This window comes from Pantoea sp. ICBG 985, from assembly GCF_002928365.1.
Lineage (GTDB): Bacteria > Pseudomonadota > Gammaproteobacteria > Enterobacterales > Enterobacteriaceae > Pantoea > Pantoea dispersa.
On the sequence record NZ_POWM01000005.1, the window covers coordinates 118,532 to 141,972 of the forward strand.

General features: G+C 60.4%; 12 protein-coding genes. 10 read left to right on the forward strand and 2 right to left on the reverse strand.

What is annotated here, in order from left to right; translation table 11 throughout:
- The first annotated feature begins 8 nt into the window (after window positions 1-8).
- Window positions 9-6,068 carry an autotransporter outer membrane beta-barrel domain-containing protein gene (locus tag C1Y42_RS15875; protein ID WP_104093918.1) on the forward strand — a complete coding sequence of 2,020 codons (6,060 nt, stop codon included), beginning with the start codon at window positions 9-11 and terminating at the stop codon, window positions 6,066-6,068.
- A gap of 629 nt (window positions 6,069-6,697) precedes the next feature.
- On the forward strand, window positions 6,698-8,242 hold the full coding sequence (locus tag C1Y42_RS15880; RefSeq protein ID WP_058774921.1) for a PAS domain-containing methyl-accepting chemotaxis protein: 1,545 nt from the start codon (window positions 6,698-6,700) through the stop codon (window positions 8,240-8,242).
- Window positions 8,243-8,245: 3 nt separating this feature from the next.
- Here C1Y42_RS15880 and C1Y42_RS15885 read toward each other — a convergent pair whose 3' ends face one another.
- Window positions 8,246-9,202 carry an AraC family transcriptional regulator gene (locus tag C1Y42_RS15885; RefSeq protein ID WP_104093919.1) on the reverse strand — a complete coding sequence of 319 codons (957 nt, stop codon included), beginning with the start codon at window positions 9,200-9,202 and terminating at the stop codon, window positions 8,246-8,248.
- A gap of 102 nt (window positions 9,203-9,304) precedes the next feature.
- Here C1Y42_RS15885 and C1Y42_RS15890 point away from each other — a divergent pair, with 102 nt between their 5' ends.
- The 4 genes from C1Y42_RS15890 (at window position 9,305) to C1Y42_RS15905 (ending at window position 14,021) form a co-directional block, all read left to right on the forward strand.
- Window positions 9,305-10,492, forward strand: coding sequence for an MFS transporter (locus tag C1Y42_RS15890; RefSeq protein WP_058757539.1), 1,188 nt, complete (start codon window positions 9,305-9,307; stop codon window positions 10,490-10,492).
- Between the two features lie 290 nt (window positions 10,493-10,782).
- The gene (locus C1Y42_RS15895; protein ID WP_058757538.1) at window positions 10,783-10,992 is read left to right on the forward strand and encodes a DUF1471 domain-containing protein; all 210 of its coding nucleotides are present in this window, start codon (window positions 10,783-10,785) and stop codon (window positions 10,990-10,992) included.
- Between the two features lie 211 nt (window positions 10,993-11,203).
- Window positions 11,204-12,259, forward strand: coding sequence for a YncE family protein (locus C1Y42_RS15900; RefSeq protein ID WP_104093920.1), 1,056 nt, complete (start codon window positions 11,204-11,206; stop codon window positions 12,257-12,259).
- A 121-nt stretch (window positions 12,260-12,380) separates the two neighbouring features.
- Complete coding sequence (locus tag C1Y42_RS15905; protein WP_104093921.1) at window positions 12,381-14,021, forward strand: dihydroxyacetone kinase subunit DhaK; 1,641 nt, start codon at window positions 12,381-12,383, stop codon at window positions 14,019-14,021.
- 280 nt (window positions 14,022-14,301) lie between these two features.
- Here C1Y42_RS15905 and sbmA read toward each other — a convergent pair whose 3' ends face one another.
- Window positions 14,302-15,537, reverse strand: coding sequence for a peptide antibiotic transporter SbmA (gene sbmA, locus C1Y42_RS15910; RefSeq protein WP_104093922.1), 1,236 nt, complete (start codon window positions 15,535-15,537; stop codon window positions 14,302-14,304).
- Window positions 15,538-15,831: 294 nt separating this feature from the next.
- Here sbmA and C1Y42_RS15915 point away from each other — a divergent pair, with 294 nt between their 5' ends.
- From C1Y42_RS15915 to C1Y42_RS15930, 4 genes are all read left to right on the forward strand, one after another.
- Entirely contained in the window at window positions 15,832-16,569 is a 738-nt protein-coding gene (locus C1Y42_RS15915; RefSeq protein ID WP_058780874.1) for a gluconate 2-dehydrogenase subunit 3 family protein, read from the forward strand.
- Between the two features lie 2 nt (window positions 16,570-16,571).
- Window positions 16,572-18,356, forward strand: coding sequence for a GMC family oxidoreductase (locus tag C1Y42_RS15920; protein WP_021507807.1), 1,785 nt, complete (start codon window positions 16,572-16,574; stop codon window positions 18,354-18,356).
- Between the two features lie 11 nt (window positions 18,357-18,367).
- The gene (locus C1Y42_RS15925; protein WP_104093923.1) at window positions 18,368-19,687 is read left to right on the forward strand and encodes a cytochrome c; all 1,320 of its coding nucleotides are present in this window, start codon (window positions 18,368-18,370) and stop codon (window positions 19,685-19,687) included.
- 197 nt (window positions 19,688-19,884) lie between these two features.
- Complete coding sequence (locus tag C1Y42_RS15930) at window positions 19,885-23,388, forward strand: Ig-like domain-containing protein (protein WP_104093924.1); 3,504 nt, start codon at window positions 19,885-19,887, stop codon at window positions 23,386-23,388.
- The last annotated feature ends 53 nt before the right edge of the window (window positions 23,389-23,441 follow it).

Genomic DNA, 23,441 nt, shown 5'->3' on the forward strand with positions numbered 1-23,441 from the left:
GAGGTTGTATGAGATTCACCCGGAATCCCATTGCGTTAGGGATCGTCGCTGCGCAGGCGGTGTTTTATTTCCCCGGCGTGGGGGAAGCGGCAACACTGGGCGCGTATAATCCGCGCGATAACGACCAGCAGAGCGGCGCGCTGATCGTTAACGGCGGCAGCGCAACCTTAACCGGTAATCAGGCATTTGAGCCGGGCATTGACGGGGCGGTCAACACCACGCTCGGCCAGGTGACCATCGCGGCGGGCGCACAATACCTTAATCAGGCACGTCTCGATCCCGGTCCGCAAAACCTCGCCATCACCGTGCCGGATCCCACTACCGGCGGCAACACCACTTTTCAGGTGTTTGATTCCGCCAGCCTGGTGGCGCAGGCACCGGTTACCGCCAGCACGGTGGTGCCGGATCTGCAAAATGTGAATGACAATCAGTATATCGACGCGCGCATCGCCGACGTCAGCGGCAGCGGCAGTTCGCTGGATGTCAGCATTGGTCAGGCTAACGCCAACAGCAGCGCCAGCACCAACGCCTGGACCATGGCGGCCAAAAACACCACGCTGTTTCAGGTCAGTAACGGCGGCACCCTCAACTGGAACAACAACAACCGCATCACCTTTAACGGTTCTGCAGCCAACGTCTCCGGCGGCCAGGTGACCGATAGCCTGGCGGTACAAAATCTCGCGACCTATAACGGCAGCTTTAGCGTGCAGACGCTGGACGGCAAAACCACCGCCTTCAACGTCACCAATGCCAGCCAGCTGCAAAGCTACAATAACTGGCTGGTGAGCCAGCTGCAGGCCGGCAATCTCGCGCCGGCCAGCTACCTCAGCGCGTTCAATCAGGCGGTCACTATCACCAACGGCGATATTGTCTATAACGTCAGCGCCACTGCGCCGGATGAAGTGACGCAGCCGATAGGTAGCCGCGTGGTGATCAATGCTGAAGGCGCCGGTTCGCAGGTCACTATCGCCGCCGGTAAAACGCTGGAAGTGGTAGGGGCCAGCGATGGCGCGGTACGCGTGGCCAATGGGGCCAATGCTACCATCGACGGGAAACTGGCGAGCCGCGGCACCGCGCTGGCGCTGGATGGCGCGACGGCTACCAACAGCAGCAGCGGCGTCATCAACGGCGGTTTCCTCAACCGTATTGATGGCACCGGCGTCGGCGCGGCCAGCAACAACGCCACGGCGGTAACGGTGCAAAACGGCGGTGATTTCACCAACAATGGCGTGCTTAACCTCGGTACCACCGGCAGCAATCTGACCAACGGCGTGGCGGGCATCCGTCTTGATGCCAATGCGCAGGCCAGCAACAGCGGCAATATCAACGTGGGCGTCAACGGTTCCAGCGCGCGCGGCACCACCTCCGGCGTGCTGCTCACCACCGACAGCAGCCGATTTACCAACAACAGCGGCGGCACGATTTATCTCGGGCGAGGCGCGCAGAACAGCCTGAGCGACAACGTGGCGGAGACCGCCCTGAACCAGAGCGGGCTGACCAGCGGCATTGCGCTGCTGGCCAACGGTAGCGCCACCAACGACGGGGCGATTGTGATTGGCTCGCGCGTACAGAACGCCGCCGGGATGTCGGTCAGCGGTGCCAGCAATGCCACGCTGATCAACAGCGGCACCATCGACGTCAACGGCAGCGCTGCGCGCGTGCCGCGCGAGAATGTCGGCATGCTGGTCACTAACAGCAACGGTACGCTGGAGAATCGCGGCACCATCAACCTCAACGGCGTTAACGGCACCGGCCTGAAAGTGCTGGCCACCAGTGGTAACAGCGCCGCCGCCAGCTCCACCGGGACCATCAACGTGGCAGGCGGAGCCGATCCGGCCAGCGGCACGCGCAACTTTGGCGTGTGGGTGGAAGGTCAGGGCAGCGGCACTGCTGCAGCGAACGTGGACGGGCCGATTAACCTCACCGGCAACGGCGCAATTGGCGTGCACGCGCGCGGCAACGCCACGGTTAACGTCACGCAGAATGCCATTCCCCGCTTCAGCACCGGCAGCAATCAAATTGGTTTTTTTGCCTATGGCCCGAATGCGCTGATCAACGTGGACGACAACAACGCCTTTGACGTCACCACCACTAACTCGACGCTCTTCCGCATCGAACAGGGCGCGACGTTTGACGGGACTAATACCACGCTGACCGCCTCCGGCGCGGGTGCGGTGGCGGTGAACGGCACCGGCGGTGGCGGAACATTGGTGAAGACCAATAACGCCACGATCAATGTCAGCGGCACCGGCGCCATCGGCATCAATATCGAGGGCGGTGCGCAGGGCAACATTGACGCGGCGACCACCATTACCCTCAGTGGCAGCAACGCCACGGGCGCGATTGCCGACGGGCAGAAACATACGCTGACCGGTGCCAACAGCCGTGCGCCGGTCGCCAGCACGCGGCTGACCTCCGCCGCAGAACTCAATTCGGCGCAAAACGGCATCACCGGCTATCTGGCGCGCAACCGCGCGCAGCTCAGCAACAGCGGCAACATCAACTTCAGCGGGGCCAATACCACCGGCCTGCGCGTGGAGAGCGGGGCGACCGGCAGTAACAGCGGCAATATAAGCATCAGCGACGGCGGCACCGGTATCGCGGTGAACAGCGCGGGCAGCACCTTCACCACCATCGCCAGCAACAGCGGCAACATCGACGTGAATGGCGGCAGCAGCACCCGCCGTACGCGCGGCGTCAGCGCCAGCGGTAGCCAGGCGGTGGCGAACCTCAACGGCGGTACGTTCACGCTCAACGGCAGGGGTGCCATCGGCGCCGAAGCGCTGGATGGTGCGCTGGTGAATATCGCCGCCGGATCGACGCCGATCTTTAACAATAGCGACCAGATCGCCTATCACGCTGCGGGTAACGGTTCGCGCATCCGCGCCGCCACCAGCGCGCTGGATGTCAGCACGCGTGGTTCGACCGGCTACCGCCTTGACGACGGCGCGGCGCTGAGCTTCAGCACGCCGAACAGCCTGAGCGCCAGCGCCGCCAGCAGCACCGGCGTAATTGTCTCCGGCAGCGGCAGCAGCCTCAACAGCGCCAACCTCAATCTGACCGCCAGCGGCGAGGAGAGCACCGCCGTGCGCGTCGAGGGCGGTGCCGCGGCGACGCTCGACGGCAGCAGCAACATCACACTCAGCGGCAACAACGCGGTGGGCGTGCTGGTGAATACGCTGCGCAGCGATCTCAGTAATGCGCTGGACGGCAGCGCTGCCGCCACCCGCGTCACCAGCAACGCCCGCATCAGCGGCGCTGGCAACGGTGCTGTGGGTTTCGACCTGACCAACGGCGTGGAACTCGAGAACAATGGCGCACTGACGCTGACCGGTAGCAACAGCATCGGCATGCGCTCGCGCGCCGGCAGCACGCTGACCAACAATGGCGTGGTTAACGTCAGCAGCGGCACCGGGTTAGACGTCGGCGGCAGCGGCACCACGCTGGCGCAGGGCGGCAGCATCAATGTCGATAACGGCGTGGCCGGCGTGCGCATCAGCGACGGTGCGCAGCTGGCACTGACCGGCAGCGATACGCTGATCACCACGCGCGGCACGGCGCATGGCATTTTGCTCGACAGCGGCGCGGCGGCGCTCAGCGCGCGCGACGCCACCATCAACGTGCTGGGCAGCGGCAACGGCATCGAAAACCGCGCTGAGCTGAACAACGTGAGCCTGAGCAAACTGACGCTCAACGTTGGCGATGGCAACGGCATCCGCACCGCCGTCGCGTTCGATCCCGCCTCCACCGTGACCACCAATGTATCCGGCAGCGGTAACGGCCTGACTATCGCCAACGCCGATGGATCGACCACCGGCGGCGATCTGACGCTGGGTTCGGGTTACGTTTTCAATGTCACCGGCGCCGGCGGCTCCGGGATTCGCGCCAACACCACGGGAAATATCGTCACCGCCGCCAGCGTCAATATCACTAATGCGGCAGGTGGTTCGGCACTGGTCTCCAGCACTGCCGGCACCATCGTCAACAGCGGCACGCTGCGCTCCAGCAGCCTGACGGCACCGGTGGTCGATCTGCGCGGCGGCAAAACGGTATTCGAGAACCTCGGTACTATCGTGACGGCCACGGCGCAAAGCGTGGCGGTGGCGGGCAGTAACGCCGACGATGTGATTTTGCTGACCCAGGGTGACGTGCTGGGCGACATCAATCCTGGCGGCGGCAGCGATACGTTCCGCTGGACCGGCGGCACGCTCAACGGCAGCCTGACCATGGGCGCAGACAACAACAATATCGCCGAGGTCAGCGGTGTCGATCTCAGCACTACTTACCATCTCACCAGCGGCAACGGCACCGGTAACAGCCTGACCTTTGACCAGATTACGGCGCGCGGCGGCAGCTTCAGCGCGGATGACCTGAGCAAAGGCGTTAACCTCGGCAGCGGCTGGAGCATCATTAACTTCGCGGATAGCCGCTGGACGCTGACCGACAATCTGCAGCTGGCGCACAGCACCATCAACATTGATGGGCGCTCGACGCTGTATGCCGGTGACAACGTGCATCCCACGCTGGCGGGCGGCACAGCGGATTCGCTGCAGGTGAATAACAGCGGCACGCTGGATCTCACCAATGGCGGCGGTTCGCCGGGCAATACGCTGGACATCAACGGCTCGCTGGCGTCGCTGGGCGGTCAGGCGAATCTGGTGACGCGCCTGAATGACGGCGGCGCGCTGAGCAACCAGTTCACCGACCACATCAACGTCAGCGGTAACGCCAGCGGCACCACGCTGCTCAACGTCAGGCTCGATGCGGCAAGCAGCGCGGCGCTCACCGATCGCAACCGCAACGGCGGCATTGAGGGCAACGAAGGCATTTCGCTGGCGCAGGTGGGCGGCAACGCCGGCCAGAACAGCTTTGCGCTCAGGGATGGCTATCTCGGTGCCGGACCGTGGCAGTACCGGCTGTACAGCTTCGCGCCGGGCAGTAGCGATCCGGCTCAGCGCCTGCTGAGCGGCAGCGGCAACAATTACTGGGATTACCGGCTGGCAAACTACTACGTGTGCGAGGACAGCGACAGCTGCCAGCCAGCGCTGGTGACCAGCGGATTTGGCACGCCACAGCGCTACGATGCGCGTCCGGCGGTGGTGCCGCAGGTGCCTTCGTACATTTCAGCACCGGTTGGCCTCGCCTATTACACCGCCGCGATTATTGATGACCTGCACAAGCGTCTCGGCGAACTGCGTCACGAGCAGACGCGCCCGGCGGGTAACGGCGGTGAGATGTTCCTGCGCTACATCGGCTCGAATCTGAAATACAAAAGCGACCGCAGCTTTAGCGATTACGGCTACGGGTTTGACCTCGACTACAGCGCGGTGCAGCTTGGCGGCAACCTGCTGCGTCTCGACGGTGAGCAGGACAGCCTGCGCGGCGGCGTGGCCTACACGCGCGGCAATACACGCATCCGTCCGCAGGCGGCAGACGGTTACAGCAGCACCAGTTTTGACAGCGACAGCCTGGCGCTGTACGGCACCTGGCAGCGCCAGAGCGGCTTTTACCTTGACGGCGTGCTGTCGTTTGACTGGCATCGTGGTGAAACCGACATTGCGCGCCAGCAGCGCGAGGCAAAGCTGAAGGGCCACGGCTGGACCGCCTCGCTGGAGAGCGGTTATCCGTTTGAACTCGGCGAGGGCTACAAGCTGGAGCCGCAGGCGCAGCTGATGTACCTGAAACTGAACATGAACGATTTCACGGATGAGGACAATAACCAGGTGCGCTATGGCGATTATCACCAGACGATTGGCCGTCTCGGCGCGCGTCTCGACCGCAGCTGGACCGATGACAGCAACCGCCAGTACACGCCTTATCTGCGCGCGAATTATTACAAAGGCTGGGGCGGTACGGCGCAGGCGTCGGTGTCGGCTGCCGATAACCCGGCGCTCGGCGCCAGCTTCAGCAGCGGTAATTTTGGCCAGATGTGGGAAGTGGGGGCTGGCGGCACGGTGACGCTGCAGCAGGATGTGTCGCTGTACGCCGAAGCGGATTACCGCAAGGAGATCGACGGCAACGGCGCCAGAGGCTGGCGTTACAACCTCGGCGTGCGCTGGCAGTTCTGAAAGTATGTGCGCATGATGCGGTCGCCGTGAACGGCGACCCTACAAGAATGCGGCATGCTGCGGGATGTGCAGGGATGCGGTCGCCGTGAACGGCGACCCTACAAGAATGGGGCATGTTGCGGGATGCGCAGGGATGCGGTCGCCGTGAACGGCGACCCTACAAAATGGGGCATGCTGCGGGATGCGCAGGGATGCGTTCGCCGTGAACGGCGACCCTACGAGAATGGGCATGTTGCGGGATGTGCAGGGATGCGGTCGCCGTGAACGGTGACCCTACAAAATGGGGCATGCTGCGGGATGCGCAGGGATGCGGTCGCCGTGAACGGCGACCCTACAAGAATGGGGCATGCTGTGGGATGTGCAGGGATGCGGTGATGGCACGTTTTTCTGTAGGGTGCGCATTCATGCGCACCGCTGCCGACACTGCGTTCAGCCAAAGCTCGATCTCATTTACCCTAAATGATTTTTTATCGATCCCGCCCGCGGCCAGAACTGTGAAGCGCCGCGCACTCCGGCTTTATTAAGAACAAAAATTAAATAGCCGCGCTAAAGCCAGGCCATTGTGCTGCCGAAAAGGTAAAAAAGTATTATCGATTTCTCTTCAGTCTGCGTTTTGCAAGGACTCACACATGCGTAATAACCAGCCCATCACCCAGCGTGAATTCGTCTTCGACGATCGCGCCACGCTGATGTCGACCACCGATCTCAACAGCCACATCACCTACGCCAACGACGCCTTTATTGAGGTCAGCGGATTCAGCCCGGAAGAGGTCAACGGCCAGCCGCACAACATGGTGCGTCATCCGGATATGCCGCCGGAAGCGTTCGCCGATATGTGGAGCACGCTGAAGCAGGGCGAACCCTGGACCGCGCTGGTCAAGAACCGGCGCAAGAATGGCGATCACTACTGGGTGCGCGCCAATGCTATTCCGGTGGTGCGCGAGGGCAAGCTACAGGGCTATATGTCGGTACGCACCAAACCGTCGGCGGAGGAGGTCCGTCAGTGCGAGGCACTGTACCGTGATTTTCGTGAAGGGCGTGCCAAAGGGCGTCGCTTCCATAAAGGGCTGATTGTCGGCAGCGGCTGGCGGCGACTGACCTCAGTGCTGAAAACGCTGCCGCTGCGCTGGCGCATTCGCAGCACGCTGATCGCGCTGCTGCCGTTGTCGGTGCTGAGCGTCTGGCTGCTGGGCATGGCACCGCTGGCGATCGGCTGCTTCAGCGGCGGCATGGCCGGACTGCTGCTGCTGGCCAGCCTGTGGCTGGAGCAGCAGATCTCGCGCCCGATGGAGCGCATGTGCCGTCAGGCGCTGAGCGTGGCCACCGGCGCCAGCCACAAAGTCGAGCACATCGATCGGGTGGATGAGATCGGCATGACGCAGCGCGCTATCGGCCAGCTCGGCCTGATGTTCCGCTGGCTGGTGGATGACGTCAGTGGCCAGGCGATCAACGTCCTGAGTGCCAGCGACGCCATCGCGCGCAGCAATGATGAGCTGAGCCGTCGCACCGAGCAGGCGGCGGCGAACGTGCAGCAAACGGCGGCGACCATGAACGAAATGACTGCCACGGTCAAAAGCAACACGGAAACTGCCAGCGAAGTGAATACGCTGTCGGCCAGCACCAGCGCAGCGGCGATCAAAGGCGGTGAAGTGATGCAGGAGATGGTCGGCATGATGGCGGAAATTGCCGACAGCTCGAAGCGTATCGCCAACATCACCAGCGTGATCGACGGCATCGCTTTCCAGACCAATATTCTGGCGCTGAACGCGGCGGTGGAAGCGGCACGTGCCGGTGAGCAGGGTAAAGGCTTTGCGGTGGTAGCGGGCGAGGTGCGCAGTCTGGCACAGCGCAGCGCCAAAGCCGCCAGCGAGATCAAAAACCTGGTGGAAACCAGCGCCGGCCGCGTGCAGTCGGGCAGCGATCACGCCGATGCGGCCGGCCATACGATGCAGGCGATTGTCGATCAGGTGCAGAATGTCACCGCCCTGATCGCGCAAATCAGCGCGGCGACGGCCGAACAATCCATCGCGCTGAGCGAAGTCAGTAGCGCGGTGGAGGATCTCGACGACATCACCCATCAGAACGCGGCGCGCGTGGCGGAAGGCGCAGAAGCCTCCGGCCGAATGGCGCATCAGGCCAACCGGCTGGTTGAAGCGATCAGCGTGTTTCGCTAAGTTTCACGACGCTTCACGTCCGGCGCGCAGTGCGCCGGGCGGTGTGCCGACAATGCGTTTGAAGGCGCGACTGAAGGCGGCCAGTGAACCGTAACCGAGGTGGAACGCCACGCTCTCCACCGCTTCGCCATCGTTAACTATGCGCTCCACCGCCAGACGCATGCGCAGTTCGGTAAGGTAGCGCAGCGGCGTCATGCCGGTGGCGTTTTGAAAGCGCGCGGCAAACACCGAACGTGAACTGCCGGATTCGCGCGCCAGCCGCTCCACCGTCCAGTTTTCGCCGGGCGCGCGGTGCATGGCCGCCATCGCCAGGCTGAGGCGCGGATCGCGCAGGGCCTGCACCAGCCCGCTGCCCTGACCACAGCCATTCTCCACCCAGCCCCGCACAATTTGCGCCGCCACCACATCGGCCAGCCGCGACAAAATGCCGGCAAAGCCCGCTTTGCGCTGACGCGTTTCACGCTCCATGGCATCCAGAATTGGCTGGATTTCCGGGTATTGCGCCAGCAGCGTGCTGACCAGCATCACATCCGGCATGGTGTGCACCAGCGGCTGCATGCCGCCCAGCTCAAACGCCATGCAGGCGCTGAATAAAATCACATCGCTGTCGTCCGGGCAGGCATCCGCGTCCGGCGCATCGTTAATCGCGCACACGCTGTCACAGATGGGTTTGCTGTTAAACGTGGCGATCGGCACGCACACCGCATCTTCGCCGGAGATTAGCGCGTGCGGCTTACCGTGCGGAATCAGCAGTGCATCGCCCGCCTGCAGCGGATAGACGGTGCCGGAAGCGGAGCGAATCAGCAGCGAGCCGCGGCCAACAAAGTGCAGCTGTGCCTTGCCCGGCACGTCATCATATTGCAGGCCAAACGGCGCATGCAGCGCGATGCGCTGATATTTGACGCCGTACAGGCGCATGCCCATCAGCAGTTCGCTGGTCAAATCTTCATAGCGGCTCATACAATCCAGACGAATTATCAAAAAACAAAGTTTCTGTATCATAGATCGTCTTGCGTCGTCTCTCTATGCTTACAGCCTGATATTTTGTGATGGGGATCGCAGATGAGTCTGGATACTGAAGTAGTGGAAACAAGCATTGCGGTAGAGAAACCCGCATGGGGCGCGGTGTTCGCCATGGCGTTTGGCGTCTTCGGCCTGATCACCGCAGAATTTCTGCCGGTGAGCTTGCTGACACCGATTGCCGACTCGCTGCGCGTCAGCGAAGGGCAGGCGGGCCAGACGGTCACGGTTACCGCGCTGGTGGCGCTGCTGACCAGCCTGGTAATTGGTAACGTCACGCGCCGCCTCGACCGCCGCCTGGTGATGCTGGCGTTCACGTTACTGCTCATCGCCTCGGCGCTGCTGGTGGCGTTTGCCGAAAATCTGCCGATGATTTTACTGGCGCGCGTGCTGCTCGGCATGGCGATTGGCGGCTTCTGGACGCTGTCGACCGCTATTACCATGCGGCTGGTGCCCGCCGATCAGGTGCCGCGCGCGCTGTCGATTGTGTTCAGCGGTATTTCGCTGGCCACCATCATTGCCGCGCCGCTGGGCAGCTATCTTGGCGGGTTGATTGGCTGGCGTAATATCTTCCTGCTGACCGGTGTTTTGGGCGTGCTGGCGCTGTTCTGGCAGTTCTTCACCCTGCCGTCGATGCCGCCTGAGAACAAAGCGCGCAGCGGCGGCGTGCTGGACCTGCTGCGTCAGAGCGTGATGCGCTGGGGCATGCTGGCGGTGATCATGATGTTTACCGGCCATTTCGCCTTCTTTACCTATCTGCGCCCGTTCCTGGAAACCAGCGCGCAGCTGAATGTGAATCAGCTGTCGCTGGTGCTGCTGGCGTTCGGCGTGGCGAACTTCTTCGGCACCTCGCTGGCCGCGTGGCTGGTGACGCGCAGCGTGTCGCTGACGCTGACCGGCATGGCGCTGGTGATGAGCGTGACGGCGGTGCTGCTGGTGAGCTTTGGCCACGTCTCCTGGCTGGTGGCGAGCGGCGTCGCGCTGTGGGGGCTGGCGTTTGGTTCAATGCCGACTGGCTGGTCAACCTGGCTGTCGCGCGCGGTGCCGGACGACGCCGAATCGGGCGGCGGACTGCTGGTGGCAACTATTCAGCTGGCGATCACCGCCGGTGCGGCAGCCGGTGGCTGGATGTTCGATCTGCAGGGTGCAGGCGGCGTATTCCTCGCCAGCGGCGTGCTGATGCTGCTGGCCGCCATCACCATCTTTACCCGCGTGCGGCATCACGGTTAAATCCGTTTACCGCCATCCGGCGCGCCGCGACTCGCTTCAGGGGGGTCGCGGCGCCGCTTTTGCCGCCGATGCCTGGTCTCACCAATCGCAGCAATAAATCCTGCCTTTTATTCAAACCGTGGTTTTTTAACCCTTTGCGCACAGGTTGCGCTAAATGTGCTTTTTATAGTCAAAATATTCGAATGACTTAGGCAAATCTCTGCGCTTTTTTTTGATCGGTTGCCGGCCTACTATATCTCACATCAAGGCGATGTCGCCTTATTCAATCAAACATCATTAAGGAAATGACCATGAAAACTATCAAAACTTTTGCTGCTGTTATTGCTCTCTCTGTTCTGCCATTTGCCAGCTTCGCGCAAAGCGTGACCGCTACCGCCTCTACGCTTGACGGTGCTGAAGCGCAAATCGCTGCTAAAGCCCAGGAACTTGGTGCTTCCTACAAAGTGACTGAAGCCAACTTCAACAACGGCGTTCACATGACCGCAGAACTGACCCAATAAGTTTGCCTTACCCTCTGTGCTGACAGGGTGCCTTCGGGTGCCCTGGCGGCGTTGCTAACGCCATAAAATCCTGTCCCTTTTCCGCATAAATGATTATTATTCGCAAAAACTAACATCCTTATCGGCTCGCCTCGGGCTGAATTTCCTATTGGTTGCAATGTCGGGCTTTCATTTCACTGCCGCACGGCGGTGGTTTTGCTATGGAGAAGTTATGAAAGCGAATAAAACAATGCAGTGGGCGCTGCGTCCGCTACTGGTGGCCACGGCGCTGCTGTCCTGCAGCGCGCTGCAGGCGGCGGAAACGCAGCCGCTCAATCAGCCGATCGCCAAAGGCGCCTACGAACTGGCCTTCAGCAACAGCGACAACGCGCTGTTCCTCGCCACGGCGCAAAACGCCGGCAACCCGCAGGGCGGTACCGTTTACCGTCTCGATCCGCAGAATCTGGCGGTGAAACAAACCATCAGCACTGAGCTGAAGACCTTTGGTGCCGCCATCAATCAGCACACCAACGTGCTGTACTTCGGTAACACGGTCAACGGTGCGCTGACGGCAGTGGATGCCAGCAGCGGTAAGGTGATCAACACGCTGGTGCTGGATGGCCGCAAGCGCGGTGACACGGTTCGTCCGCTGCAGCCGCGTGAACTGGTCGCGGATGCGCTAACCAATCGCGTGTACATCACCGGTCTCGGCGCGCAAAGCGTGGTGTGGGTGGTGGACGGCAAAACACTCCAGCTCATCAGCACTATCCCGAATACCGGCAAAATGGGCACCGGGCTGGCACTGGATGCCGCCGCGCAGAAACTGTATGTCACCAATGCCGATGGCGAGCTGGTCACCATCAATACCCGCCTGAACGCGATTGAAAAGCGCCAGAAAATTGACGGTGATAAAGAGCACTTTTTCCTGAACATTGCGCTGGATAGCAAAGGCCACCGCGCTTTCCTCAGCGATGCGAAGCAGCCGCAGGTGCTGGTGCTGGATACCCGGACACAGCAGGTGATTCAGCGTATTGAGGTACCGGAATCGCTGGCGGTGCTGTTCAATGCTGACCGTGACGAGTTTTATGTCACGCACCGTAAAGCCGGTGAGATCAGCATCATCGATGCCAGCAGCTATAAAGTGAAACGCACGGTGAAAGCGCCGGGCCTGCCGAACAGCCTGGCGCTCTCCGCCGATGGCAACACGCTGTTCGTCAGCATCAAGCAGCCGGGCTCACGCAAGGAACCGCCAAAAAACCCGGACAGCGTGTTACGCATCGCGCTGTAGGGCGTAATTATCCGAAACTCAGGGGCGACGTGTGTCGCAATTTGCATTTCCGGCCTTGATCCCCCCTTTCCCGCCCGGCTTACGCTACCTTTAGGACGACAACACCTAAGGGGAGAGTGCAATGAGCCAGTTTTTTATGCATGAAAAAAACGATCTGGTGAACGAAGCGATCGAAGGCGTGTTACTCAGCACACCGTGGCATAATCTGACCCGTCTCGATCTGGGCGATGAGATTCGCGTGGTGGTGCGTTCGGACTGGGATAAAAGCAAAGTCGCACTGATTTCCGGCGGTGGCTCCGGCCATGAACCGGCGCACGCGGGCTTTGTCGGCAAAGGGATGCTGACCGCTGCGGTGTGCGGCGATATCTTCGCCTCGCCGAGCGTTGATGCGGTGCTGAACGCCATCGTTAACGTCACCGGTGAGGCGGGCTGTCTGCTGATTGTGAAGAACTACACCGGTGACCGCCTCAACTTTGGCCTCGCAGCGGAAAAGGCGAAAAATCTTGGTTACAAGGTGGAGCTGGTGATGGTGCAGGACGATATCGCGCTGCCGGAAAATCCGCAGCCGCGCGGCATTGCCGGCACTGTGCTGGTGCACAAAATCGCCGGCTTCGCTGCGGAGCACGGCCAATCGCTCGACGAGGTTAAAGCGCTGGCGCAGCGCACCATCGACGCCACGTCCTCCATCGGCCTGGCGTTTGCCACCTGTCACATTCCGGGTGAAAAGCGCGACGATCGTGTGGCAGCCGGTCACAGCGAGCTGGGGATGGGCATTCACGGTGAGCCGGGCGTAATCACGCTGGACACGCAAAACAGCCGCAAAATTACCAGCATCATGACCGATCAGCTGGCGCAGGCGCTGCCCGACGGCAAACAGGCGCTGTTGATGATCAACAATCTCGGCGGCTTTTCCCAGCTGGAGCTGGCGCTGCTCACGCGCGAGGTACTGCAGTCGCCGCTGGCGGCACGCATCACCCATTTAATTGGCCCGGCAACCCTGGTCAGCGCGCTGGATATGAAAGGGTTTTCGCTGACGCTGCTGGCGCTGGAAGAGGCGTTTTTCGAGGCGCTGCATGCGCCGGTGCAGGTGCTGGGCTGGACGCCGATGTACGACTTTGCGCCCATCAGCCTGCAGCGCGCTGAACGCATCGGCAGCGTGCTGGATTTCGATCCTTCTGATAACGCTGAAGTGGCGCAGGTGGTTGAGCGCGTGACGCAGACGCTGGTCGATCTGGAGAGCGAGCTGAATGCGCTGGATGCCAAAGTCGGCGACGGCGATACCGGCTCGACCTTTGCCGCCGGCGCGAAGAAAATCCAGCGCGGCCTGCGTGAACAGCAGCTACCGCTGGATGAGTTGCCTACGCTGCTGGCGCTGGTAGGCGAACAGCTGGCGACGGTGATGGGCGGATCGAGCGGCGTGCTGATGTCGATTCTGTTTACTTCGGCCGGACAGCAGCTGGAGGAGGGCAGCACGCTGCCGCAGGCGCTGATGCACGGGCTGGAACGGATGAAGCACTACGGCGGCGCGCAGCCGGGACATCGCACCCTGGTGGATGCGCTGCAGCCGGCACTGGAGGCGTTAGCGGCCGGAGAGTCGCTGGCTGCGGCGGCCGCCGCTGCGCAACGGGGCGCCGACGCGACGGCGCAGATGCAGAGTGCGAAGGCGGGCCGTTCGGCTTATCTGAATCAGCAGAGTCTGGATGGCGTGAAGGATCCGGGCGCGTACGCCATCGAGAAGGTGTTTGCGGTGCTGGCAGGCTGAGGATGGGGCGGATGGGTGCGGGGTTCGCCCTCACCCTAACCCTCTCCCGCAGGCGGGAGAGGGGACTGTCCGGAGCGATGTCGGCGTACAGCGCGGTTCTGCACCCGGCCCTCACCCTAATCCTCTCCCGCGGGCGGGAGAGGGGACTGTCCGGAGCGATGTCGGAGTACAGCGCGGTTCTGCACCCGGCCCTCACCCTAACCCTCTCCCGCGGGCGGGAGAGGGGACTGTCCGGAGCGATGCCGGAGTACAGCGCGGTTCTGCGCCCGAGCTTTTCCGCTTACTCCGAGGCTTCGCGCAGCATCTCGTCGTGCGGAATATCCTGCAGAATCTGCTCGAAGCTGCGCAGACGTTTGTAGATCGACATCAGCGTAATCAGCGTGGACCACGAGGTGATCAGATACTGGAAGGAGGAGCGCACCTGGTCGAACACGTTGGTGATCTGGTTAAGCAGCCCCAGCGTGATGGTGCCCGCAACAATCGAGGGGAACAGCACGAACAGCCCGAACACATTGTCCACCTGCAGATAGAGAATGCGCGTGATGTTGAAATAGAGATAGTGGAAATAGAGGCGGAAATAGTTGTGACGCACGCGGCTGAACAGCTCCTGCACCGTAGGCGGCGCGGCGCGCTGCGGATCGTCCTCGCCGTACACCAGTTCTTTACGGTACGCGGCTTCCACACGCTGATTGCGGAACTCCAGCCCCGGCAGCTTGATCCCCACCAGCGCCAGCAGCGCGGTACCAAACAGCGACCACAGCAGCGCGGCGATCACCAGCGCATAAGGGATATTGCCGAGGATCGGCACTTCTTTCACGTGATGCGATAGCGTCACCAGCACCGGCAGAAACGCCACCAGCGTCATGATGGCCTGAATAAAGCTGATGCCCCAGTCCTGCAGCGTGCTGGCGAAGCGCATGGTGTCTTCCTGCACACGCTGTGCGGCCCCTTCCACCAGGCGCAGGCGCTGCCAGTTATGCATGTAGTAGTTGTTCATCGCGGTACGCCAGCGGAACACCCAGTGGCTGACGAAAAACGAGTTCATCACGCCTATCACCACCGCGATCAGCGCAATGCCGAGAAATGCCAGCACCTGCACATAGAACTGATGGATGGCCACCGAGCCAGCTTTGGTCAGCGCCTGTTGAATCATGTCGTAAAACGGACCATACCAGGCGTTAACGCCGACGCCAACCTGCACGCCAAACCAGGTGACAAAGATAATCAGTAACGATCCCCATACCGACCAGCGCTGCCACGGATGGTTGTCGATGATGCGCCACACCAGCGCAAAGGCGCCGCCCATGATCCAGTAATAGGCATAAAACCACAGCTGGCTGGCGTGGATAAAGCGGCTGGCGTTGGTCGGCAGCGGCTGCTGCATCGCCGCCTGCAAAGCGGGAAAGCGCGCCGGAAAATCATTGAAAAAGCCAAACCAGGCAAAAATGGCAATCAGGCTCCAAATCGCGGCCGAGCTGAAAAACAGCGCCGGCCGCGGAAAATAGGACTTAAACATAGGCACTCCGCTGTTGTGTGTACTCTTTATACCGCTTCCGGCATTTATCTGTCTGTTGTCGGTTGTATCCGACGATGACAGCATCGCCGCATTTATGTAAAGCGGCAGAGTTAGTTGTTAAGTTTTTTGTGCTCATTTGTTTCGGGAAACTAAATTATTAACGGCGATGGTGTTACACTATGCCAACTGTTACCGGTAACAGTCTTGCTGTATCCCTTAAAACGCCAATAAAAATCATTACAACGCAACTACTTAACTTTCATGCCGCATTATATGCGGTAATGAGGCAATGTCATGTCAGAAGAAAAAAAGGGTCACACTCGCCGGGATTTCCTGCTGAGAACCATTACCCTGGCGCCGGCAATGGCGGTAGGCAGTACGGCGATGGGCGCACTGGTCGCGCCAATGGCCGCCGGTGCGGCAGCGTCGTCGGCCGCGGCGCCGCAGCAGGCGCGCGAGTATCAACCCGTGTGGTTTACCGCCGAAGAGTTTGCCTTCATCAAAGCCGCCGTGGCGCGCCTGATCCCCAACGATGAACGCGGTCCTGGCGCGCTGGAAGCCGGCGTACCGGAGTTTATCGATCGCCAGATGAATACGCCGTATGCCACCGGCAGCAACTGGTATATGCAGGGACCGTTCAATCCGGATCTGCCGAAAGAACTCGGCTATCAGCTGCCGCTGGTGCCGCAGCAGATCTACCGTCTCGGCCTGGCCGATGCCGATGGCTGGAGCAAACAGCAGCACGGCAAGGTATTTGCTGAGCTGACGCCCACGCAGCAGGACGCGCTGCTGAGCGCCTTCGAAAACGGCAGCGCGCAATTCCCGCAGGTGCCGGCCAAAACCTTCTTCGCCTTTCTGTTGCAAAACACCCGCGAGGGCTACTTCAGCGATCCGATCCACGGCGGCAATCAGGGCATGGTGGGCTGGAAGCTGATCGGCTTCCCCGGTGCACGCGCCGACTTTATGGATTGGGTAGAGCGCGGCGAACGTTATCCGTTCCCGTCAGTTGATATTCGCGGCGAGAGGGCGTAACCGTGGCAAATGCGTTAAAAAAAGTGGATGTGGCGATCGTCGGTTTTGGCTGGGCCGGGGCGATCATGGCGAAAGAGCTGACCGAGGCCGGTCTGCATGTGGTGGCGCTGGAGCGCGGGCCGCATCGCGATACCTATCCGGATGGATCCTATCCACAGTCGATTGATGAACTGACTTATAACATCCGCAAAAAGCTGTTCCAGGATCTGTCAAAAAGCACCGTAACTATCCGTCACGATGCCTCACAAACCGCCGTACCGTATCGTCAGCTGGCGGCATTCCTGCCGGGCACCGGCACCGGCGGCGCCGGCCTGCACTGGTCGGGAGTGCACTTCCGCGTCGACCCGGTCGAGCTGAACCTGCGCAGTCACTACGAGCAGCGTTACGGCAAAAACTTTATCCCGGAAGGCATGACCATTCAGGATTTCGGCGTCAGCTATGACGAGCTGGAACCGTTCTTCGATCAGGCGGAAAAAGTGTTCGGCACCTCCGGCAGCGCCTGGTCAATCAAGGGCAAAGTGGTGGGCAAAGAGAAAGGCGGCAACCCGTATGCGCCGGATCGCTCCAGCGACTTCCCGCTGCCCGCGCAGAAGCGCACCTGGTCGGCACAGCTGTTTGCCCAGGCGGCGGAATCGGTGGGCTATCACCCTTACGATATGCCGTCGGCTAACACCTCCGGTCCTTACACTAATACTTACGGCGCGCAGATGGGGCCGTGCAACTTCTGCGGCTACTGCAGCGGCTACGCCTGCTACATGTACTCCAAAGCGTCGCCGAACGTTAACATTCTGCCCGCGCTGCGCCAGGAGCCGAAGTTTGAGCTGCGCAACAACGCGTATGTGCTGCGCGTCAATCTGACCGACGATAAAAAACGCGCGACCGGCGTCACCTATCTGGACGGTCAGGGACGTGAAGTGGAGCAGCCGGCGGATCTGGTGATCCTCTCCGCCTTCCAGTTCCACAACGTGCACCTGATGCTGCTGTCCGGCATTGGCAAGCCGTACAACCCTATCAGCAACGAGGGTGTGGTCGGCCGTAACTTTGCCTACCAGAACATCTCCACGCTGAAGGCGCTGTTTGATAAAAACACCACCACCAATCCGTTCATCGGTGCCGGTGGCGCGGGTGTGGCGGTGGATGATTACAACGCCGATAACTTTGACCATGGTCCGTACGGCTTTGTCGGCGGTTCACCGTTCTGGGTCAACCAGGCGGGCACCAAGCCGATCTCCGGCCTGCCGACGCCAACAGGCACGCCGAACTGGGGCAGCCAGTGGAAAGCGGCGGTGGCGGATACCTATAACCATCACGTGTCGATGGATGCGCACGGCGCGCACCAGTCGTATCGCGCTAACTACCTCGATCTCGATCCCAACTACAAAGATGCTTACGGCCAGCCGCTGCTGCGTATGACTTTTGACTGGCAGGACAACGACATCAAAATGGCGCAGTTCATGATCGGCAAGATGCGCAAAATCACCGAAGCGATGAATCCGAAGATGATCATTGGCGGCGCGAAAGGGCCGGGTGCCCATTTCGATACCACCGTGTACCAGACCACGCACATGAGCGGCGGCGCCATCATGGGCGAAGATCCTAAAACCAGCGCGGTGAACCGCTATCTGCAAAGCTGGGATGTGCCGAACGTGTTTGTCGCCGGCGCTTCTGCCTTCCCGCAGGGACTGGGCTACAACCCGACCGGCATGGTGGCGGCGCTGAGCTACTGGTCCGCCAAAGCGATTCGTGAACAGTATCTGAAAAACCCCGGCCCGCTGGTACAGGCATAAGGAACATGGCGATGATCAAAAGTTTAACAGCCCTGTTGCTGGGCACCCTGTCGTTCGCCGCGCTGGCGGAGGACACCGCCGCCGATGCGCTGGTGCAGCGCGGTGAGTATCTGGCGCGCGCCGGTGACTGCGTCGCCTGCCACAGCACCGCAGGCGGTAAACCGTTTGCCGGCGGCCTGGCGATGGCGACGCCGATTGGCACCATCTACTCCACCAATATCACGCCGGATAAGGCAACCGGCATTGGTGACTACAGCTATGACGACTTCCAGAAAGCGGTGCGTCATGGCGTGGCGAAAAACGGCGACACGCTCTATCCGGCGATGCCCTATCCGTCTTATGCGGTGGTCAGCGATGACGACATGAAGGCGCTGTATGCCTACTTCATGCACGGCGTGGCGCCGGTGGCGCAGGCTAACAAAGAGAGCGACATTCCGTGGCCGCTGTCGATGCGCTGGCCGCTGGCGATCTGGCGCGGCCTGTTTGCGCCAGATGTGAAGGCGTTCCAGCCGGCAGCGCAGGAAGATCCGGCGCTGGCACGCGGTCGCTATCTGGTGGAAGGATTGGGCCACTGCGGTGCCTGCCACACGCCGCGCAGCATCACTATGCAGGAGAAAGCGCTGAATAACGGTCAGGGCAACGATTACCTTGCCGGCAGCAGCGCGCCGATTGACGGCTGGACCGCCAGCAACCTGCGCGGTGACAACCGCGATGGCCTGGGGCGCTGGAGCGAAGCGGATCTGCAGCAGTTCCTGCGCTATGGCCGTAACGATCACACCGCGGCGTTTGGTGGCATGACCGAGGTAGTGCAGCACAGCCTGCAGTATCTCAGCGATGCGGATATCAGCGCGATTGCCCGTTACCTGAAATCGCTCGGCGCGAAAGATCCGTCTCAGGCGGTGTTCCGTGAGGATGACGCAGTGGCCCGTGCGCTGTGGAAAGGTGACGACAGCCAGCCGGGTGCCGGCGTGTATGTCGACAGCTGTGCGGCGTGTCATAAAACCGACGGCAGCGGCTATCAACGCTTCTATCCGGCACTGCGCGGGAATCCGGTGGTGATGGCAGAGGATCCGACGTCGCTGATTCACATCGTACTGGTTGGCGGCACGCTGCCGGGCGTGAAAGGCGCACCGACCGCGATCACTATGCCGGCGTTTGGCTGGCGTCTGAACGACAGCCAGGTGGCTGATGTGGTGAACTTTATCCGCAGCAGCTGGGGCAATGGCGTGCAGACCAAAGTCACGGCCAAACAGGTGGCGAAACTGCGCCAGGATGACAGCGTGCAGCCAAAACAGGGCAGCGCGGATATCCGGGTGCTGGAAAAGCAGTAAGTCTGTCTTAAGCATTCCCTTCAGGTCATGGCGCGGTTCATGGCCTGAAGGGTGCGAAAAATCCCACTAAAATTCATTATCTTAGATTTTCCTTTCAGACGTTTCTTGTAAGAGATTTCTCCCCCCACGTTTAAAAATCCCTGCCGCTTATTAAGCGTTACTTTAACGATATTAACTCTGGCGAAAAGGATGACCATATGTCTGTAGGCTATTACGACCCGACCAAACCGGGACAGGAGAACTACGTCAATTCACCTTATCAGTACTGGAAAGGGGTGATTGAGGATAAGAGCGTCAGCTATATCGAATTTGCCATTAACGGCCAGCTGTTTACCACCCAGGTTCAGGCGGATGGCAGCTGGGAGTATCAGCTGCCGCTGCGGCTGGAAGAGGGGAGCCACAATCTCACCATCCGCTTTTTCGACCGGGCCGGCAACGCCGGGATTCCGTTCCAGACGCGGCTGGAAGTCGATCTCAGCCCGCCCGATATGCCGGCAATTATGCGCGTACTGGATGATTTCGGACCGGTGCAGGGCCCGGTTGGCAACAAAGGCTTCACCGATGATAAAACGCCAGCCATTTCCGGTTATGCAGAGCCGGACAGCATTGTCCGCCTGTACAGCAACGGCGTGCTGATTGGCAGCGTGCAGGCGGCGAAAAACGGTCAGTGGACCATTACACCGGAACTGAACGACGGTGAGCAGCGCCTGTCGGTCACCGCCACCGATAAATTTGGTCAGGTGAGTGTCGATTCCCCGGTCTATACGCTGTTCGTCAATGCACCGCGCATCGATAAGCCGCAGCTGCTGGAAGTATTTGATAATGAAGGGGTGAACACCGGCGTGATTAAAGCCGGTAGCGCAAGCGACGATCGCAGCCCGCGCCTGAGCGGCAACGCGCCGCTGGACGCAGAAAACGTCATCATCTACGTCAACGGGGTACGCGTCGGCGTGGCACCGGTGATTGACGGGCAGTGGCGCTGGGAGAGCAACGTTGATCTGCTGGGCTACGGTGAAAACACCATTACTACCCGCGCGCAAAATAACCGTGGTGAGTTGAGCGATGCGAGCGAGCCGTTTACCTATACGGTGGTGCCCACCGCGCCGGTGAAGATTGAGTATGCGCTGGATAATTTTGGCCCGGCACAGGGCAAACTGGAAAACGGCGCGCTGACCGATGACTTCACCCCCACGCTCAAAGGCACGGCGGAAGCCAACAGTATCGTCTATGTATATGCCACACGCGAAAACGGCAGCTGGTGGCTGAAAGGCAGCACCCAGGCGGATGCCTTTGGCCACTGGCAGGTGGAAATCGCCCGACTGGATGGCGGTGCCGGCCCGTATCACTTCCAGGCCAGTAACAGCCCGACGCGCGATCCCGCTGCGCCGCTGTTCGACCTGTATGTGTCAGATAACGGCACCCGCCTGAAGCCCACCATTGACGCGGCACACGATAATGTCGGGCCCGAGCAGGGCAAATTAATCAACGGCGCCACCACCGATGACATGGCACCGACGCTGCAGGGCAAAGCCGAAGCCAACAGCATGGTGTATATCCATGCGCGGCATATTGATGGCCACTGGGTGGTGTTAGGCAGTGTTAAGGCCGATGCCTGGGGCAACTGGATAACGGAAGTGCGCGCGCTGCGCGGGGGATACGGCACTTATGAGTTTCAGGCTGCCAAAACTTTTGATCGCGACACCAGCGCCGAGGTGTTCAGTCTCAACATGGTGCCGGAAAAACCCGGCATCGTTTCTGCCTGGGATAATTTTGGCGCGCAGACCGGCGTGCTGCATCAGGGCGATGTCACTGATGACCTGACGCCAACGCTGAAAGGCCATGCTGCAGCAAACAGCGTGGTTTATATCTATGCCCGCCACGTGAACGGGGTATGGGTGACGCTCGGCAGCGCCGTTGCGGATGCTCATGGTCACTGGCAAAGCGAAGTGCGCGCGTTACGCGGCGGCTTTGGCAAATATGAGTTCCAGGTCTCAGACAGCCCGGTGCGTGACGCCGCCGCCGATGTTTTCGACCTGACGATAATCTCCGGCAAGACAGAGATTATTTCTGCGTGGGATGATAGCGGACCAAAGCAGGGCCAGCTGAAAAGCGGTGATATCACCGATGATATGACGCCAACCCTCAAAGGCACGTCTGCACCCAATAAGGTGGTGTACATTTTCGGCTGCCATATTGAGGGCCACTGGGTATTAATGAACTCGGTCACAGCGGATGCTACGGGTAACTGGAGCTACCAGTCTTACGATCGCTCGCCGTGGAAAGGACTGACGCAATTTCAGGTCAGTGATAGCGCCATTCGTGATGTGAATGCGCCAACCTTTCTGCTGGAGATCAATGTCGATCCGCCGAAGGTCGATCACAAGGGGCTAGTGTGGAATTTCAACGACGGCACCCAGCAGGGCTGGATCGCCAGCGGTCTGTATCACAAAAATGACAACATCGCGGTTAAGCGCTGGAGCGGAGGCAATTCCTCTTATGAGTTGGGTTCCATGACCAACGGTTCAAACACCAACGGGTTCAAAGGAGAAGTGGTTTATCGCTATATTCAGGTCGAAGCGGGTAAAACCTACCAGTTCGATTTTGATGGCTACCGTATTCCTGGCGGTAGCCTGAAACCAAAAATCGGTCTGGATGTTAATGGACAGAAAGTGATTCCCAACATGGGGCTGGATGCTGCCTGGAATCATTTCAGCGGACTGTATACCGCCAGCAAAACAGAAGTGGTTCGCGTGGCGGTAACCAATGAGGTTAATAACGGTAACGGCAACGATTTCGCTATCGATAACATCGGGGTTAAAGAAATCAGCCGGGTTCGTGGACAACCTGATCTGGTGAAAGACGCTAACGGTCATCCGCGCTATATCGATTTTAAAACCGGGGTCAGTTATACCATCGATGACAGTCTGAAAATGACGCTGATTAAAGGACCGAATATCGGCGGCGAGCAAAAAACGCTGAAGCATGGCGAAATCATTGTTGGCCGTGGCGGCCAGATGAAGCTGGATTTCGACGGCGTGGCGGAGAAAGTGGTGCTGAAATCGGATTATGTGCACAGCAAAGGCAATTACATCGATTTCTATGACACGCAAGGTAAATTGCTGCACAGCTATGAGCTGAAGGCGCATCCTGGCACCCTGCGAAGCGACATTGTCGAGTACCACGCCCCGGCCGGTAAGCTGATCGGTTCAGCCGTGGTGCGCGTCAATCCGGCTGAAGTGGATTCGGTGAACAATCCGGGCGGCGTGCGCATCAGTGACGTTGAATGGGGCATGCATGATGATCATGTCGGTATCACTGCCTTTGATGTTCCTGCCGTCATCACCCTGGGCGATGAATTCGCCGTTTCCCTGAGCGATGTGCTGGCGCAGGGCAAGCAGGGCAGCACCATCGATATGACGGGTCACGGCAAAAACGTCCTGAGCGTAGCGGTTGACGATATCCTGCAGGTTGGAAGTCAGGATCTGTTCGTGAAAGACGGCAAAACTCAGCTGCTGATCAAAGGCGATACGCAGGACGTGGTGAAACTGGATGACATCCTCGGCGACGGCGGTGACGTGGGCGATTGGGTGAAACAGCAGGGCAGCACCACGGTGGCTGGCGTGAAGTATCAGGTTTACAGCCACAGCGGCGTCGATGCCGACGTGCTGATCCAGGAAGGGGTGAAAACCGAACTGGTGTAAATCTGGCGGGGCGGAAACGCCCCCAAAGGTTTGCACCAGGACGTAGCGGCGCG